We start from the raw sequence: 17,284 nt of genomic DNA on the forward strand, positions 1-17,284 counted from the left end.
GGCCTCGAGGATGATCACCACATCACCATCCTCGACGCTGTCGCCCTCGCGAACATTGACCTTGAAGATGTTGCCGGCCAGCGGCGCGGTGATGGTCTCGCCCGATGAGGCGGCAGGGGCCGGCGCGGCGGGTGCCGTGCTCGGCTGCTCGCCGCCCTCGCGGACCTCGACCACGTACTGCTTGCCGTTGAGGGTGATGGTATAGATGTCGGCGTCGGTCGAGGGGCGTGCGTTGTCACTCATGGTGATTCCTCCGGCGATCTCGTCGCGGTCTCGTAGGTAGTCTGCCCGGGGGCCACCCCTCCGGGGTTACCTCGGCGGGTGGCTCAATGGCGCTTGCGAAAGCGGTGCAGGGCGGCGGAAATGACCACCTTCAGCTCGTCCTCGTCGGCGGCCGCCGCCGACCGCCGCGCCGGAGCGGGCGATGCCGGTGGCTCGGGAAAGAAGCGACCGATGACCTTCGACATCAGCGTGGTGGTGACGACCAGCACGCTGAGAAAGACGAAGACGAAGCCCATGCCGAGGGCCATCAGGGACAGGCCCTCGCTGATCAGTTGCGAATCTGGCATGACGTCTCTCCTGTGTGGGGCGAGGAGACGACCGGCCCCGAGTGCCGGGGCCTGTCATCCTCCCGAGTCCGGGCTTACCCGCTTGCCTGGAACGGCTGGAATTGCCTGAGATAGTCGGCCTGGGCTCGGCTCAGGGCCACCGGCATGAGTCGGACTCGCTGGCCGGGCTGGCACTGGGCCAGGCGTGAGCAGGCCATCGGCGTCAGGGTGCCGAGGCGGGGATAGCCCCCGATGGTCTGGCGGTCATTGAGCAGTGCGATTGGCTGGCCATCGGGGGGGACCTGAACGGCTCCCAGGGCGATGCCCTCGGATATCATGCTCTCGAGTCGGCAGTCGAGCCTGGGCCCCGTCAGCCGGACCCCCATGCGGTCGGTGCGGGTGTCGACGGTCCAGTCGGTGTGGAAGGCGCGAAAGGTGCTTTCCCCGGTGAAGTCGGCGATCTGCGCGCCGGGCACCAGCGCCAGGGTGGCGGGCTGCCGGTAGTCGATCCGTTCCTCTGCCGGCACCTCGCGGGTGCCGCCGGTCGCCGAGGCCGCCTCCCTGGTGAAGCCGAGCCGATCGCCGGTGGCCAGCGGCTTGCCGTCGCCGTGATGGCCGCCGAGCCCCTCGCGGGTCACGCACGCCAGGCTCCCAAGCACGGGCTCGGCGTGGAAGCCGCCGCCCACGGCGAGGTAGGCGCGGACCCCGGAGACCGGCGAGCCGAAGGTCAGGGCCTTTCCCTTCGGCAGGGTGAAGGCCTGCCACGGCGGCAGGGATGTTCCGTCAAGCGAGGCCGAGAGATCGGCACCGCACAGCGCCAGCCGGGTATCCTGCTCGGCGGTCAGGGTGAGGCCCCCGAGGGTGACTTCCAGCACCGCGGCCTCCCAGGCATTGCCCAGCAGGTGATTGGCCCAGGCGAAGGCATGCAGGTCGGCCGGCCCGCCCTGGGTGACGCCCAGCCGGCGTACGCCGAAGCGACCGGGATCCTGGAGCGTGGCCAGCGGCCCCGCCTTCTCCACCCGCAGCGTGCCGAGGGTCTGTGTGGTCATGATCGCTCCTCCTGAACCGGTGCCACGGGGGTCGTGTCTCCGCCCAGGCGTTCGAACTCCTCGCGCCCGATGGCGACGAAGCGCACCCGGTCACCCACCTGCAGGAAGCTCATGCGCTCCCTCGAGGGGTCGAACAGGGTCACCGGGGTGCGGCCGAGCAGGTTCCAGCCCCCCGGGGAGACCCGGGGATAGGCGGAGGTCTGGCGCCCGGCCAGGGCCACGCTGCCGGCCGGCACTCGCTTGCGGGGCGTCGCGAGTCGGGGCGTCTCGAGGCGCGGGTCGACGCTGCCCATGAAGCCGAAGCCCGGCGCGAAGCCGAGGGCGAAGACGCGGTACTCGTGGCCGCTGTGAATCTCGATCACCTCGTCGCGTGTCAGGCCCGTCGCGGCCTCCAGTCGTGCGAGCTCGGGGCCCACGCTCGCGTCGTACCAGACGGGAATCTCCTTGGTCTCGCCCGCCGAGTCGGTCTCGTCGGGGGCCAGGTCGGCGAGGATGTCTTCCAGCAGGGCGCGGGCCTGGGACGCCGTCAGCTGCTGCGGCCGGTACTGCACGAGCAGCGTGGTATAGGACGGCACCAGGTCCACCAGAGCCCCGCCGAACGCCTGTTCGCAGCGATCACACAGCGCCATCAGCCAGGGCATGTTGGCCTCGTCGATGCTGTCAAAGAGCCTGACCAGCCAGGCATCGACTCCGGCGTTTTCCAGCCTGGGAGAGTTCATGCCCGGCGCTCCACATCGTCGAGGGATTCGCGAATGGCGCGGATGGCGGCGATGGACTCCGGGTTGTCGCCATGCACACAGAGGGTGTCGGCTTCCAGTACCAGATCACTGCCGTCCGAGGCGGTCAGTGGCAGGCCACTGGCTATGCGCCGAGCCTGATCGATGATCGTCTCGGCGTCATGATGCACCGCACCGGGCTCCCTGCGGCTCACCAGCCGGCCTTCGGCGTCGTAGGCGCGATCCGCGAAGGCCTCCCGCCAGAGCGTCACGCCATGCTCCGCGGCCAGTTCCTCGGCCATCGAGGTGTCCCGGGTCGCCATGACCATCAAGGGCAGGTCGGCGTCGAGCATCGCCAGGGCCCGCATCACCGCCGACAGCGTCTCGCGGTCGCGCATCATGTCGTTGTAGAGGGCGCCATGGGGCTTCACGTACCCCATTCGAGCGCCCTCCGCCCGACACAGCGCCGCCAGGGCGCCGGCCTGATAGAGCAGCATGTTCTCGATCTCCTCGCTCGAGCAGGCCATGGAGCGACGCCCGAAGCCGACCAGGTCGGGGTAGGCCGGGTGGGCCCCGACGGTGACGCCGTGTGAGGCCGCGAGGCGCACCGTGGCGCGGATGGTATCCGGGTCCGAGGCATGGAAACCACAGGCCACATTGGCCAGGTCCACGACCTTCATGAGCTCGTGGTCGGTCCCCATCTTCCAGGGGCCGAAGCTCTCTCCCATGTCGGCGTTAAGCATCAATCTGGGCATGTGAAGACTCCACTGTCGTGATGATCATTTCGGTCGAGGCGAGTCGGGACCTGGATCCCCCCTCGAAAACTCGGGCACGTCAATTACTTGATGACCTCGAGTTCCTCGATGCGATAGGCATGACGCAGGGTCCGGCCCAGGACCGGGTCATATAACGACATGCTGAAATGCTGGCTCGGGCGGATGCCGCCACGGGTGGGCACGGTGCCGCACAGCAGCACGCACCCCGGCGCCAGGGTTCCGTTCGATGCGAGGGGCGCCGGCAACTGAGCGAGCAGGGTCGGGACATCCAGCAGTTCAGCCAGGGTGCCGAGCTGATAGGTAACGGCCTGGCCATCCTCTGCGATCACGCTGGACATCTCGATCTGGTCCCAGTGTGACTCCACCTCATCAAAGCGCCAGGCTTCGCGGGCGACAGGCTTGGCACACAGCTGCTTGGATTCGGCCACGCCAACGGCCTCGAGCTTCCGGTCGGTATGATCGGAGGCCACCGTCACCCATAGGGTGCCCTGCGCATCACTCATCAGGCAGGCTTCCACCTCACCCGAGCCATGTGACCCGAGCATCTGCACGACATCATGCTGGGTCAGCTGTTCGCGGCCGACGCGATAGAACAGGGGGGTGGCCGAGGGTGGCTGCACCCCGAGTTCCGCGAGTTCCTCGATATGGTGTTTCACCCCTGCCTGATCACGGCCGGCCCAGCCGGCGATGGCCAGGTACTCCGGGGTCAGGCTCAGGGTGCCGCTGCCATGGGTAAAGGTCAGCATGAACACGTCTCCAGAGTTAATCGGTTGCTCATTGGCTCAAGGAAGCCGGCAGCCACAGGGCGATGGACGGGAAGGCCACCAGCAGCGCCGCCATCACCAGCATGGCCGCGAGGTAGGGCAGGGTGCCGATGATCACGTCGGAGAAGTTCTCGCCACGCCGTGATGCCTGCACGATGTAGAGGTTGAGCCCCACCGGCGGTGTGATCAGGGCCAGTTCCACGAACAGGATCATCACTATGCCGAACCACACCTTGTCGAAGCCGGCGGCGACGATCAGGGGCGTGACGATGGGAATGGTGATGACCATCAGCGACAGCGTCTCGATGAAGAACCCCAGCACGATGAACAGGACGATCACCGCCATCAGCAACGCAAAGGGCGACAGATCATAGGCGTTGAGCATGCCGGTGAGCTGCTGGACCATGCCGGACGAGGCCAGAGCGAAGTTAAGGAAGGAGGCCGCCAGGATGATGAACAGAATCATCGAGCTGGTCTTGATGGTCCCATCGAGGGCCGCCATCACCATCTTGCCATTCAGCTGGCGGTTCTGCGCGGCCAGCCCCAGGGAGGCGATCACGCCGATCGCCGCGGCCTCGGTGGGGGTCGCCCAGCCCAGGTAGATCGAGCCGACGATCACCAGGAAGAGCACCAGCAGCGGCAGCAGGAACTTCAGGCTGTTGAGGCGTGTGTTCCAGGAGGCCACGGTGCTCGGCCCGCCCAGGGACGGCTTCCACAGGCACAGCAACAGCGAGGCGATCATGAACAGCAGCGCCAGACCGAGCCCCGGGACGAGCCCCGCCATGAACAGCTGAGGGATCGAGGTCTCGGTGAGGAAGCCGTAGACGATCAGGTTGATGGACGGCGGGATCAGGATGCCCAGGGTGCCGCCCGCCGCGATACTGCCGCAGAATAGCTTGGCGTCGTAGCCCAGTGCCTTGCCCTGGGGGAGGGCCACCGTGGACACCGTGGCCGCCGTGGCCACCGAGGAACCCGACGTCGCGGAGAACAGCGCAGAGGTGGTGATGTTGGCGTGAAGCAGCCCCCCGGGGAGCCATGACAGCCAGTGGTCCATGGCCCGGTAGGCCTTTTCGGCGATGCCCGACCGCACGATGATCTCGCCCATCAGCACGAAGAGCGGAATGGCGATCAGCAGGAAGGAGTCCGCGGCAGACCAGAGGTTCTGGCCCAGCGCCTTGGTCAGAGGGAAGAACGAGAAGAACTGGTCGACCCCGAAGGCCAGCAGGAACAGGGTCACGGCGACCGGAATGCCGGCCAGCAGCAGGCTGAGGATGCCGATGGAAAGATAGGCAAGCATCAGTTGGCCTCCTGGGCGATTTCGCCCTTGTCAGGGCCGGCCAGGGCCTCGATGGTGGCGTCGTCGCGCATGAACAGTGCGGCCAGCACGCGGACGCCGAGCACGCTGGTGGTGATCGCGAACCACACGTAGCCGGCGAGCCAGAACGCCTGAGGGATCCACAGGGGAGTGGCCAGCGGCGTATTGGCGGTGGAGTTGTTGGCGAGCGACTTTGCCAATACCGGATAGGCATTGATCGCGATGGTCCAGGCCACCAGGTTCAGGGCCAGCAGGGCGATGATGTCGAGCATCTGTCGCGAGCGCGGCGACAGCTGTCCATGGACCACATCGATGCGGATATGGGCGCGTTCCAGCAGCGTGTGCGAAATGCCCCAGGCGGATAGCACCGCGAGCACGTACCCGGAGTATTCATGCACGCCCGAGAGGGCATGGCCGACGAGCTGACGCATGAATATCTCGGCACCAATGAACAGTACCACCGCGAGCAGGGCGAGACCCATCAGCCGGGCAGCGAGGCGGGAGACCCAACGCGTGGCAGCCACCACGGAGTCGAGTGCTTGGATTGTAGTCGTCATGGGGAAGTACCTCGAAAGGCTGTGCCGCCCCGATTTGTCGGGGCGGCAGGCTCAGGGAGCGTCAGGGGGCTCAGGGAGCTTCAGCGGTCAGGCCGACCACCTGGCCAACACTGTCGTTCCAGGCCTGGCGGGTGTCGGCATCGACCCGCGATGCCCAGGCCGGAAGCACCTGTTCCTCGAGGGCCTGACGGGCGCGGGCCATGTCGTCGTCACCGGCTTCAACCAGGGTCATGCCGGCGGGATCACCCAGCGGGCACTCCCCCTGTCCGGTCAGGCAGGCGATGCCACGGGCCGTCTCGGTGCGAGCGTTGGCCCACACTGGCTCCACGAAGTCGCTGTCGACGCTCGACTGGATCAGTTCCTGGGTGTCGGCATCCAGGCCGTTCCACTTATCGAGGTTGATGGCCGTGACCACATAGTCCCAACCGCCCATCGGCAGCGACAGCAGGTGGCTGGAGACCTCGTGCCATCCGGCGCTGTAGCCGGACAGCGAGCCGGTCACCGCGCAGTCGATCACGCCTCGCTCCAGTGAGCCCGGCACCTCGTTGAAGGCGATGTTGAGGCTCTGGGCCCCCAGCGCCTCGATGAATTCACCGGTCGAGCGGCCGCTGGCACGGACCTTCTTGTCGGCGAGGTCCTCGACGCCCTCGATCGGCGTGTTGCAGAAGAGCACCTGGGAGGGGTAGGGCACGATGGCCAGCACATGGCTGTTGAAGCGCGTATTCATGGTCGATTCGGCCAACGGACGGAACGCCTCGGCGACCTGTTCGGCCTTCTCGACATCCACGGCCATCATCGGCAGGTCGAGGCCCTCGAGCTCCGGCGCATCGCCCACGGTGTAATCGGCCACGGTCATGCCGACATCGAAGAGCCCATCGCCCAGGTAGCGATAGACGTCGCCGCCGGGAATGCCCATCTGGTCGTGGGTGGTGACCTGGGTAACGATCTCGCCATTACTCTTCGCGGGCAGCGTGTCGCCCCAGAAGGGCTTCTCGAACTGGCGATGCAGCTCGAGGCTGCTCCAGCTGCCGACCACGTTGAGCGAGGTCTCGGCATGCGACATGGCGCTGACGCCGATCATGCCGAGGCCCAGCAGCGCGGGAATCATGCGGGAGGGAGTACGTGAATGGGTCATCATTATCTTCCTTCTTTGTTGGACTTGTGTTGTCGGTGGTACCTGCGCCTGATGGTGCCGGGTCAGACGCCCCCCGTATTGGAAACCGAGTGGAAACCTGGTGGAAACTGATGCTGCAAACCTGGTGCTACAAGCCTTCAGGTGATCAACGGCACTTGCAGGAGATCAACTGAACTTGAGCCGCTGGTTGGGCACATCGGTGATCAGCATGTGCCCGGGGCTGTGAGTGATCACGAAGGGCAGTTTCGCCTGTTCGATGGCCAGTTGCGGCGTCACCCCGCAGGCCCAGAAGACGGGCAGGTCGTCGTCGTGGATCACCGGCGGTTCGCCGAAGTCGGGCTTCGCGAGGTCGTGGATCCCGATCAGCGCCGGATTGCCGAGATGCAACGGTGCGCCATGCACCTTGGGCATGTCGGTGGTGATCTGGATGGCGCGGATCGCTTGCTCGGCAGGGAAGGGGCGCATCGACACCACCAGCTCACCGCGGAAGGGTCCACTGGGGCTCAGCGGACGGTTGGTGCGATACATCGGCACATTGCGTCCGTGCTGGATGTGGCGGACATCCAGGCCATCATCGAGCAGCGCCTCCTCGAAGGAGAAGGAGCAGCCGATCGAGAAGCTGACGAAATCGTCCTGCCAGTAGTCGGCAATGTCGGTGCATTCGCCATCGAGTTCACCATGGCGATAGAGCCGGTAGCGCGGCAGGTCATGGCGCAGGTCGATATCGTCGCCCAATGACCGGGGTGAGGGGTCGCCCGGACGGGTGACATCGAGCACCGGGCAGGGACGCGGGTTCATCAGGCAGAAACGGATGAAGTCATCGGCATACTGGGCCGGGAGGATCACCAGATTGGCCTGGGCAAAGCCCGGCGCCAGTCCGCTCGTATGCTGGGTCCAGTCGCCGCGACGGATCGCCTGGCGGATCTCGTGCGGGCCGGCCGAGGCGGGTAGAGAGAAAGCGGTCATGGCATATCTCTTGTTGTCATTATCGGATGCCTTTCACCATAGGAAGCGCGATATGATAAATCCAATCGATTATTGCTATCCGTAAAGATCGGAAAAACCATTCATGAGGCCTGTGACCTGGGCGCCTGATGGGCTTCGTGGGCCTGCTGGTCGCGCTGTGCGATCTCGATGGCCAGCTCCGAGATGCCTGCCGCCAGGGCGTTGTTGAGGTGCCGGGGCCAGCAAGCGGTGAAGGTCAGTTCAGGGAGCTTGAAGGGAAGCTCGACCAGCACGCCGCTGGCCAGCTCCTGGGCAACGATGCGGGGCGGGATGGCGCCGATGCCAACCCCGTCGAGCGTCATGCGCACGATGGTCCACAGCGAGCTGGAGCAATGCAGCTTGATGTCATCGAGCCCCTGCTGGTGAAGGATCGAGCCCAGCTCGTGGTAGGGGCGGGTATCGCGGGCGAAAGTGATCAACGGGGTCTTGCCGATCCGGTGCAGCGAAAATGAGGAGGGGGCGAGACCCAGCGCGGGGCTGACCACCAGGCCCATGGTGTAGTGACACAGGAAGCGAGTGAGCACATTCTCGGCATTGACCGGACCCATCATGAAGGCCAGGTCGATGTCGTTCTGTCGAAGCTTCGCGGCGAGCCCCGGTGAACTGTCCACCTCAAGCTCCAGGGTCATCTCGGGAAATCGTTGGGCCAGTTGTGTCAGGAAGTCGGGTAGCCAGCTGTGGGCGATGGTCTCGACCACGCCGAGGCGCAGGACACCACTGAATGGCGTGGTGATATCCAGCATCGCCAGCGCCTCCTGTCGGGCATCCAGCATTGCCTCGGCATGGCTCAGGAAGGTCCGTCCCTTTGCGGTCGGCTTGATGGGGCGTTGAGACCTCTCCAGCAGCCGCTCGCCGATCAGCATCTCCAGCTTGTTGATCCGGTCCGATATGGAAGGCTGCGTCAGGTGCAGGTGTTGGGCAGCCAGGCGGAAGGATCCCAGCCGCACGATCCAGACGAAGGCCTCGAGTTCCTTGAAGTCGAACATGCCGCGAGGGTTCCTGCGTGTCGTCGTGGTATTCCGAGTCTACGCGCGGCTGCGTGGAATGTCCGTTGTTGCCGAAAAGGTGTCTAACGCGAGCATAAGGCTGTTGATGGCGATCAGCGTGGAGGACTTCGCCTGGGCCTCGAGACCTGATGCGGTATTGAAGCGTCAGCGAGTTTTTCTCGTTGGGTAGCGATCCATGACTAGCGGCGCGGGAATCTCCTGCGCCGCTTCTTTCTACGATATTTCCATCTGGCTCGAGGTGCTGGTCGCTCGTTCGCTACGGCGTAGAGCGTGTTGTGCAGCCTGTCAATAAACAATTGGCATAAATCTTGCCTTTTTCCTCAGAGGCTCATGAATGTTCGATCGTCGTGTATTGCCCAGTTTCGGCACACATCTTCATATTCTCGGGCAAAACGTCGGGCATGGCGGGGAGTAGGGTAAAGGTCTTTGCCAGATTCATTGATGAGCATTTTTCGCACCAAAATGAACCATAAGGAAAGAGAACAATGCACAAGATGACTCGAATTGCAGCGTCTGTGGGTGTGGCCGCTGGCCTTGTAGCAGGTTCGGCGGCTGCGGAGGCTGCAGAAAGCTGGCGGATGGCCACGCCGTGGAGCGGCGGCCCTTGGCTGGAACGCGATGCGGAAACCTTCGCGACCTACGTCAACCAGCTGACCGGCGGCGATGTCGAGATCGAGGTCTTCCCTGGGGGAACCCTGGGTGGTGCCTTGCGCGTGACCAACACCGTGAAGTCCGGGGTGGCCGAGGTGAGCCACAACTACATCAACTATGACTACGGGACCGATCCTACCGCGGCGCTTCTGGCGGGGCACTCCAGCGGCCTTACACCGGAAGAGTTCATGCTTTGGATGTACGAAGGCGGCGGTGTGGAACTCTACGAAGCGTTTCGCCGTGAAGTCTTCGACGTGGTGGCATTCCCCTGCTCCATTTTGGGCACCGAGATATTCCTGCATTCCAACAAGAAGGTAGAGACCCTGGAGGATTTCCAGGGCCTGCGTCTGCGGACCTCCGGCGCCTGGGCCGAAATTGCCTCCCGCCTCGGTGCGTCTACCGTGGTGATGGCCGGTGGTGAAATCTACAGTGCCCTGGAGCGGGGCGTAATCGATGCCGCTGAGTGGGGCAGCCCTGAGATGAACCGACCCACCGGGTTCCAGGAAGTGGCTCAGTACGTGATTCTGCCCGGCGTGCACCAGTCCGGCGGCTTCCTTGAATGCCAGGTCAACCAGGAGGCCTGGGATGGTCTTAGCGAGGAGCAACAGGAACTCCTTCGCCTGGCGGGCAAGCTGAGCGTCTATGATTCGTGGCTGGCCAGTTCCTTCGCTGATCTGGATGCCTATCAGGAACTGATCGATGGTCCCAACGAAATGGTCCAGCTCGATCAGTCTTTCATTGAAGCCATCTATGAAGAGACCGAGAAGTGGGAGAATCAATACGCCGGGGAAAACGAGTGGTTCGCCCGCGTGCTGGAGTCTCAGAGAAGCTTCAAGGAGTCAATGAGCCTCTGGCCTGAGTATCGTCTGCCGATTGGCGTTACCGACAACTGAGTCATGCTCTGTCGGCATCAAGGGAAGAGAGGCCGGTCGGCCTCTCTTCTGCCGTCTGGACATGGCCATCGGGAATTCTTGACATGAGACTCATCAACATCATCGAATCCTTGACGCTCCGTGCCGGCTGGCTCGGTGCGGTGCTGATCTTTCCTCTCATCGGTGCTCTGGTCTACGAGGTCTTCAGTCGCTATGTGCTCGATCGTCCGACACTGTGGGCATTCGAGATCAGTTACATGGTGATGGGGGCCATCTTCATGCTGGGTATGGCCAATGCGCTACGCGTTGGCCAGCACGTCAGCGTGGACATTCTCAGCCTGCAGCTCGGAGCACGAAGCAATGCGCTGATCCGGCTGGTGGGTTATGCACTCTTCCTGCCTGTGTTGGTGTGGCTGGTATGGGAACTGTCGAAATATGCGCTGGCCGCCTTTGAATCCCAGGAACGATCCGGCCGTTCGGCCTGGAATCCGGTGATATGGCCTGTCTTCACCGTCTGGTTCGTGGGCTTTGCGCTTCTGGCCCTCCAGGTCGTGGCGGAGTTACTCAAGTCGCTGGCCATCCTCCAGGGGCGAGCGCCAGAAGTGGAGGGTGAGTCATGAGTGATTATCTGGCTCTGCTGATGTTTCCGGCACTCTTGGCCTTCATCATTGGGGGCTTCCCTATTGCCTTCTCGATGATCGTCGTCGCGACCATCTTCGGCATCATGCAGTTCGGGGATGCGGCGGCCTATCAGTTGCTGACCAAGATCGAGGATACCGCCTCGAACGCTATCCTGGCGGCGGTGCCGCTGTTCATTTTCATGGGGGCCGTGCTGGAGCGCTCCGGTATCGCTGAGCGCCTCTTCGGTGCCATTCACCTCTGGACCACCAAGTTGCCCGGTGGACTCGGTGTCGGCGCCATCATCATGGGTACCCTGTTCGCTGCCTCCAGCGGAGTGGTAGGGGCGACTGAGGCGGTGATCGGCATGCTGGCGGTGCCGGTCATGCTCAAGCACCATTACAGCAAGAGCCTTCTTTCCGGCACCATATGTGCCAGCGGCTCCCTGGGCACCGCCATCCCTCCCTCGATTACCGTTGTGGTTCTCGGGCCGGTAGCCGGCGTCTCGGTGGGCTCGCTGTTCAGTGGTCTGCTCATCCCCGGCTTCCTGATGGCGACAATGTTCCTGATCTACATCATTGGCGTGGCTTATCTGAAGCCAGAGATGGCACCACAGGTTGAAGAAACGGACCAGGTGCCGCTGGGCGCCAGGTTACGTATCACTCTGGTGGCGCTTCTGCCCACCCTGGCGCTTATCTTCGTGGTGCTCGGGACTATCTTGATGGGCGTGGCCACTCCCACCGAGGCAGCTGCCTGTGGTGCCCTCGGGGCGATCTTGCTGTCACTGGCGTATCGTAACCTGACGCTCAAGGTTCTCTGGCATGCGGCCATCAGGACCATGAACATATCGGCCATGATCCTGCTCATCGTGTTGGGCGGGAGCATGTTCGCCGGAGTGTTCTTCGCGGCGGGAGGCATGGCCACCGTGCAGTCGCTGTTGCTGGATAATGGCCTCAATCCCTGGATGGTCCTTGCATTGATCCTGCTGATCACCTTCATTGCCGGTTTCGTGCTCGACTTGATCTCGGTGGTGTTGATCATTATTCCCGTCGCCATGCCCATCGTCGGGATGCTTGGGTTCGACGAGATATGGTTTTGCGTGGCGTTCCTTGTGGTGTTGCAGACCAGCTATCTGACCCCCCCGCTGGCACCTGCGATCTTCTACCTGCGAGCCATTACCCCAGCCGAAGTGACGCTAAAGCACATGTACGCCGGTGTGGTGCCCTTCATCGTGGCCCAGTTACTGGTTCTTGCTCTGGTCCTGACCTTTCCTGGACTGGCGACGTGGCTCCCGGACGCCATGAGTGGACCTTCCTGGAAATAAACCGACCTGATGATGTTTCGGCGGGCCTTGGCCCGCCGTTTTTTTCAGAGCCGACAGTCGATGCGATTTGCTCGCCCCTCGATCCTGGGCATCACGGTCTGATCGATGAACGCCTGGGAATGGCCACCGTAGCCCTCCGGTGGCGGTGAAGGTGTCTCGTCCAGGTCGATGATCGTGGCATGGGCCCTACGCAGATACTCGCAGCTCTCCCCGGGCCTGTTCTGTCGTTCGAGCACCGTCGATAGGTTGTACGTGATATCGAATGCTAGGGGACGAATCTCGGGGATAGAGAGGCTGATCCTGTCGGCTTCCCGTAGGGCCGCCTCTGCCTCGTCCAGGTTGCTGGTCATCTCGTATACCCGCCCGTACTCGTTCATGATCGCCGCCTCGAGGTGACGGTATTCCCGTCCCTGTGGATCGAGGCCTTCCAGGTTTCGTTGTGCCTGATGAAGACTGGGGAGGGCCCCCCGGGGGCGACCCTTCTCAAGCCAGGCGCGTGCGGAGTGGACCAGTTCCCAGGGATCCGAGGTATCCGGCGGGGTGCCGTAGGGGCTGGCGGCACAGCCGCCGAGGATGAGCGTGGCAGCGCAGACCAGCAACGCACGTCGCATGTTCATTAGACCTCCGAAGGAAACAGGACCGGCGCGGGCCCCTTGCCCTTCGCCTCCAGGCATTCTAGTGCAGCGCTGAGGGCCGTCGCTCTCTCGATCGGGGCATCATCTAGCGCTGGCCCGCTGGCGAAGGCATGATGGCGCCAGCGCCGCCGTTGCCGCGAGGCGCACGATTCAACAGAATCCACCCGAACGACCGGCGGCGGCAAGTTGCCCCGCCGTCAAACGAGAGTGATGCGTGCCCGGCACGCGAGGAGCCAGCCATGTCCCGAACGCCCCGCCTGCAAGACCTGATCCGGGTTTTGCGCCACTACACCGTCCCGATCGGTGGGCCCGAGCTTGCCGAGATGCTGGGGATTACCCTGCGCACCCTTTATCGGGACATCGCCACGCTGCGGGCGGTGGGGGTCGAGGTCGTCAACGAGCCCGGCCAGGGGTATGTGCTCCCCCCTGACGTCGCGCTGCCACCCGCGGCACTGGCCGAACCCGCCCCGCGGGAGCCAAGTGAGCTGATCTTCTACACCAATCCCCTTTCCCGGGGCGGGATCGTCCACTGGATGCTCGAGGAGCTCGGCGTTCCGTATCGCACCGTCACCCTCGAGTACGGCAGCATGATGAAGTCCCCCGACTTCCTGGCCATCAACCCGATGGGCAAGGTGCCGGCACTTCGCCACGGGGATTCGGTGATCACCGAGGCCGCCGCAATCTGCGCCTATCTTGCCGATGCCTTTCCCGCGGCCGGGCTGGCGCCGCCGCCCGCGGCCAGGGGCGACTACTACCGCTGGCTGTTCTTCGCCTCCGGACCCCTCGAGGCCGCACTCGGGCTCAATGCCCTGGGGGTCCACCCCACGCCCAAGCAGCAGGTTCAGCTCGGCTCCGGCGACTTCCGGGCGGTGCTGGATACCCTGTCCAGCGCGGTCGCCGGGCGTCGCTATATCGCCGGCGACACCTTCAGCGCGGCGGATATCTATGTCGGCTCCCAGCTCGGTTGGGGCATGTACTTCGGCACCATCCCCCGGCGGCCAGAGTTCGAGGCCTACTGCGAGGGCCTGAGGGACCGGCCGGCGCGTGCCCGCTGCGAGGCGTTCGTCGAACAGGCCCTCTCGCCGCTGGCCTGATGGCTAGGTGCTGGACGCAACGGGATGGCGTAGACGATGCGCCCCGGCCCCACCAGCCGTGGGCGGCGGTGCACATGGGGCAGTGCTCGCCCGAGTTGTAGACGGTGGCCCGGGCCCTTTGCTTGGGCGGCAGGTTCTCCGCCGCCCAGCGAGCCAGGAAGAGCTCGGAGTGCCGGGTGGCATCCCCACCGGCCACAGGGTGGTGGCCCTTGACCAGCACCGAGTCGAACGGCTCATCGCCGTCTTTCAGGGCCTGCTCAGCCAGTTCCATACAGTGCGTCAGGCGATGCTCGTCTGTCTCGGTGATCATCGTTCCCCCCCCCCTCGCAGGTGCTTTTCCCTTCCCAGCATAAGACCGGCTGGAATGGCTTCCTTGAACGCGAGCGGTTGGCGGCTACTCAGTGGCGATGGTCTCAAGTTCCAAAGGCAATGATTTTCATGGGTGCACACCATCTGTTCGAGGCGGGGCATTCGGTAAAATTTGGTGGCGCCTGTATCCAAGCAACGCAGGAAGACTGTTCTTAATAACCATTATTCTCATGGGGTTAGGTGAAATGCCTAAGGCATTTTCGTTGACTTGAGCACACCTGCTCGATAAACTTGGAAGATAAACGCTGGCTGATACTTTTCGTAATAACTATAAATACGGTGCAGATATGGCTGAATTCGATTTAAATTTTAAAGACGTGGTGGAATTCGCCAATGATGTTATTATCATAACAAAGGCATATCCCCTTGATGAGCCCGGTCCTGAGATTGTTTATGTCAATAGGGCGTTCACCGAGCTGACTGGTTATAGCCTGGAAGAAGTTGCTGGAAAGTCTCCAAGAATTCTTCAATCCAGCGTAGCAGACGAGGACACCACCAGGATAATTCGGCAGGGGCTGGAGGATAAGGTGCCCGTCAGAGTAACCATCATGAATTACTCCAAGGATGGAAAGGGTTATTGGCTTGATTTAAGTATTATGCCATTAAGGAATTCCCAAGGTGAAGTTACCCATTTTGCCGCCATTGAGCGTGATGTCACGGAGCAAGTAAATACAGAAGAGGCACTCAAGGATTCCTCACGAAAGGACCCTTTGACAAAGCTGCTTAATAAAGCGGCCTTTGACGAAATTCTTGAAAATGAATTTTCACGCTTCAAGAGAAATGATGATATTTTTTCTCTTCTCATGATCGATATTGATCATTTCAAGAGCATTAATGATAATTATGGCCATCCGGTTGGGGATATTGCAATCGAGACCGTTGCGCGGTCATGTGAAAAATACTTGAGATCACACGATGTGATGGCAAGGGTAGGTGGAGAGGAGTTTTGTGTGTTGCTGCCTTGCACCAAGAAGAAGGCTGCATTTACCATTGCACGAAGATTAAGAGAAATTATAATGAACACCTCGATTGCGACAGCGAGTGGAGATGTTTCGATGACAATCAGCGTAGGGGTGTCAGAAGTCGAGAATGCAGACATCGATCATGCTGATGTTTATAAAAGGGCAGATGAGAATTTATATAGAGCCAAGAAAGCAGGGCGTAATCGAGTTTGTATGTAATCTTTCCCGGTTTTTTCTCGAGGCGATCACTGGAAGTGGTGCGGCATGCTAATGATTCCAGTAGTGCATGCATGGTGAATGTGTGTCGAAAAATGGCGAGCCAGCTTTGCCGGCGTTGGCGCCTTACGGCGCTTGAGCATGCTCATGGCGCAGTGATGCCGAGTCCCACCCGTCCGAAGAACAACGGTACGCCGGAATGATTCATGATTTTCAGTTGCTGCTCACCAAGGCCATGGATCTCTCGGTCGACATGATCTGTATGGTCGACGAACAGGGCCGTTACGTCTTTGTCAGCGCCGCCTGCGAAAGCCTGCTGGGTTACACGGAGGAGGAGTTGATAGGCACCAACATGATCGACCTGGTGCACCCGGAGGACCGGGAGCGCACCCTGGCCACGGCCGGCGAGGTCATGAGCGGGAAGCCCAAGATGCATTTCCAGAACCGCTACGTTCGCAAGGATGGCCGGATCGTGGACATCATGTGGTCGGCGCGTTGGTCGGACGACGACTGCATACGCATGGCGGTAGCCCGCGACATCACCGATCTCAAGCATGTCGGGCGCATGCAGGAAGCGATCTACAGAATCTCGGAGGCGGCCCACAGTGCGGAGAGCCTCAGTGACCTGTACCCGCATATTCATATCATCATCGGCGAACTGCTTCCGGCCGATAATTTCTTTGTCGTGCTTTACGATGCGGCCAGGGACAAGATGTCCTTCCCCTATTTTGTCGACGAGCGGGAACGGGATGCCGGACCGCTGCCCCTGAACGCTCATGCACTCATCGCGCAGGTCATTCGTAGCGGTGAGCCGCTGCTAGAGCCAGCAGGCAGCGAGCACCCGAACTGGCTGGGGGTGCCGCTGATTACCCAAGGCGGCGTCATGGGTGCCCTGATACTGACGACCTATTCCGAGCATTTCCATTACACCGATGAGGATCAGGAACTGCTGCAGTTTGTGTCCACCCAGGTGGCCATGGCAATCGAGCGAAAACAGGCGCAATTCCGCCTGCAGTACTTGGCGCATCACGATCCGCTCACGAATCTCCCGAATCGGGCGCTGTTCCATGATCGCTTCGATATGGGGTTGCGGCGGGCCTTCCGCTTCGGTGAGCAACTGGCCCTGCTGGTTCTGGATGTCAATAACTTCAAGGGCATCAACGACAACCTGGGTCATGCGTTCGGTGACCAGGTGTTGCGCCAGGTGTCACGTCGCCTCGAGAAGTGCCTTCGCGAGATCGATACCGTCGGGCGCATGGGTGGAGACGAGTTTACCGTGCTGCTGGCCAATATCCACGTGCCTGAAGACGTAGAGCTCGTCGTGGAGAAGATCCATGCTGCCTTCGTCCAGCCCTTTGACCTGGACGGCCAGGAACTTGCCGTCTCTGTCAGTATCGGCAGCGCCATCTACCCGGGGCACGGCGAGACCATCGACAGACTGTTCAGCCACGCCGATGCCGGCATGTACACCATGAAAAAAAAGCGGGTCGTTTCATGACTCCTGGCGGTGCATCTATTGCTGGCCTGGGCGGCCCATACCCTTCATCAACCCCATCCAACAAAATGTTAAGTGTTGAGGTCCATTGAGGAAGTCCAGGTCTATTGTCTCGATAAGCCCGTCCAGGTCGAGACGCGGCGACTCAGCTACCAGAACTCGACGGGTCATGGCTT

The 17,284-nt window shown here is 62.2% G+C and carries 18 protein-coding genes; 6 read left to right on the forward strand and 12 right to left on the reverse strand.

Going from position 1 to position 17,284, the window contains the following annotated elements; translation table 11 throughout:
* The 11 genes from ABE960_RS06285 to ABE960_RS06335 form a co-directional block, all read right to left on the reverse strand.
* A partial coding sequence (locus tag ABE960_RS06285) for a biotin/lipoyl-containing protein (RefSeq protein ID WP_432765350.1) occupies positions 1-243 on the reverse strand: 243 nt, incomplete at its 3' end.
* Between the two features lie 83 nt (positions 244-326).
* The gene (locus tag ABE960_RS06290) at positions 327-569 is read right to left on the reverse strand and encodes an OadG family protein (protein ID WP_349761402.1); all 243 of its coding nucleotides are present in this window, start codon (positions 567-569) and stop codon (positions 327-329) included.
* 74 nt (positions 570-643) lie between these two features.
* A complete protein-coding gene (locus ABE960_RS06295; protein WP_349761403.1) occupies positions 644-1,597 on the reverse strand; it encodes a 5-oxoprolinase subunit C family protein in 954 nt (317 codons plus the stop codon).
* On the reverse strand, positions 1,594-2,316 hold the full coding sequence (gene pxpB / locus ABE960_RS06300) for a 5-oxoprolinase subunit PxpB (RefSeq protein WP_349761404.1): 723 nt from the start codon (positions 2,314-2,316) through the stop codon (positions 1,594-1,596). The genes ABE960_RS06295 and pxpB overlap by 4 nt, the downstream gene beginning before the upstream one ends.
* Complete coding sequence (locus ABE960_RS06305) at positions 2,313-3,068, reverse strand: 5-oxoprolinase subunit PxpA (protein ID WP_349761405.1); 756 nt, start codon at positions 3,066-3,068, stop codon at positions 2,313-2,315. The genes pxpB and ABE960_RS06305 overlap by 4 nt, the downstream gene beginning before the upstream one ends.
* Before the next feature lie 83 nt (positions 3,069-3,151).
* Positions 3,152-3,835, reverse strand: a complete 684-nt coding sequence (locus ABE960_RS06310) for a DUF2848 domain-containing protein (RefSeq protein ID WP_349761406.1) — start codon at positions 3,833-3,835, stop codon at positions 3,152-3,154.
* Positions 3,836-3,863: 28 nt separating this feature from the next.
* Positions 3,864-5,150: a TRAP transporter large permease gene (locus tag ABE960_RS06315; protein WP_349761407.1), complete on the reverse strand. Its 1,287-nt coding sequence runs from the start codon at positions 5,148-5,150 to the stop codon at positions 3,864-3,866.
* A complete protein-coding gene (locus ABE960_RS06320; protein ID WP_349761408.1) occupies positions 5,150-5,725 on the reverse strand; it encodes a TRAP transporter small permease subunit in 576 nt (191 codons plus the stop codon). Before ABE960_RS06320 ends, ABE960_RS06315 begins: the two co-directional genes overlap by 1 nt.
* Positions 5,726-5,795: 70 nt before the next feature.
* Complete coding sequence (locus ABE960_RS06325) at positions 5,796-6,860, reverse strand: TRAP transporter substrate-binding protein (RefSeq protein ID WP_349761409.1); 1,065 nt, start codon at positions 6,858-6,860, stop codon at positions 5,796-5,798.
* Between the two features lie 165 nt (positions 6,861-7,025).
* On the reverse strand, positions 7,026-7,826 hold the full coding sequence (locus ABE960_RS06330) for a putative hydro-lyase (RefSeq protein ID WP_349761410.1): 801 nt from the start codon (positions 7,824-7,826) through the stop codon (positions 7,026-7,028).
* A gap of 101 nt (positions 7,827-7,927) precedes the next feature.
* Positions 7,928-8,851 (reverse strand): LysR family transcriptional regulator, encoded by a 924-nt coding sequence (locus tag ABE960_RS06335; protein WP_349761411.1) that lies wholly within the window; start codon positions 8,849-8,851, stop codon positions 7,928-7,930.
* A 506-nt stretch (positions 8,852-9,357) separates the two neighbouring features.
* On the opposite strand from ABE960_RS06335, the gene ABE960_RS06340 reads away from it, so the two are divergent.
* The 3 genes from ABE960_RS06340 to ABE960_RS06350 all read left to right on the forward strand — a co-directional run bounded on the left by ABE960_RS06340 (position 9,358) and on the right by ABE960_RS06350 (position 12,337).
* On the forward strand, positions 9,358-10,416 hold the full coding sequence (locus ABE960_RS06340) for a type 2 periplasmic-binding domain-containing protein (protein ID WP_349761412.1): 1,059 nt from the start codon (positions 9,358-9,360) through the stop codon (positions 10,414-10,416).
* An 83-nt stretch (positions 10,417-10,499) separates the two neighbouring features.
* Positions 10,500-11,015 carry a TRAP transporter small permease subunit gene (locus ABE960_RS06345; RefSeq protein WP_349761413.1) on the forward strand — a complete coding sequence of 172 codons (516 nt, stop codon included), beginning with the start codon at positions 10,500-10,502 and terminating at the stop codon, positions 11,013-11,015.
* Positions 11,012-12,337 (forward strand): TRAP transporter large permease, encoded by a 1,326-nt coding sequence (locus ABE960_RS06350; RefSeq protein ID WP_349761414.1) that lies wholly within the window; start codon positions 11,012-11,014, stop codon positions 12,335-12,337. The genes ABE960_RS06345 and ABE960_RS06350 overlap by 4 nt, the downstream gene beginning before the upstream one ends.
* A gap of 44 nt (positions 12,338-12,381) precedes the next feature.
* Here ABE960_RS06350 and ABE960_RS06355 read toward each other — a convergent pair whose 3' ends face one another.
* Positions 12,382-12,954, reverse strand: coding sequence for a tetratricopeptide repeat protein (locus tag ABE960_RS06355; protein WP_349761415.1), 573 nt, complete (start codon positions 12,952-12,954; stop codon positions 12,382-12,384).
* 257 nt (positions 12,955-13,211) lie between these two features.
* Between ABE960_RS06355 and ABE960_RS06360 the strand changes: the two genes are divergently transcribed.
* The 3 genes from ABE960_RS06360 to ABE960_RS06370 all read left to right on the forward strand — a co-directional run bounded on the left by ABE960_RS06360 (position 13,212) and on the right by ABE960_RS06370 (position 17,111).
* On the forward strand, positions 13,212-14,066 hold the full coding sequence (locus ABE960_RS06360) for a glutathione S-transferase N-terminal domain-containing protein (protein WP_349761416.1): 855 nt from the start codon (positions 13,212-13,214) through the stop codon (positions 14,064-14,066).
* A 656-nt stretch (positions 14,067-14,722) separates the two neighbouring features.
* Complete coding sequence (locus tag ABE960_RS06365; RefSeq protein WP_349761417.1) at positions 14,723-15,616, forward strand: GGDEF domain-containing protein; 894 nt, start codon at positions 14,723-14,725, stop codon at positions 15,614-15,616.
* Positions 15,617-15,848: 232 nt separating this feature from the next.
* Positions 15,849-17,111 carry a diguanylate cyclase domain-containing protein gene (locus ABE960_RS06370; protein ID WP_349761913.1) on the forward strand — a complete coding sequence of 421 codons (1,263 nt, stop codon included), beginning with the start codon at positions 15,849-15,851 and terminating at the stop codon, positions 17,109-17,111.
* The last annotated feature ends 173 nt before the right edge of the window (positions 17,112-17,284 follow it).

The organism is Halomonas aquatica (genome assembly GCF_040196335.1).
Classification (GTDB): domain Bacteria; phylum Pseudomonadota; class Gammaproteobacteria; order Pseudomonadales; family Halomonadaceae; genus Halomonas; species Halomonas aquatica.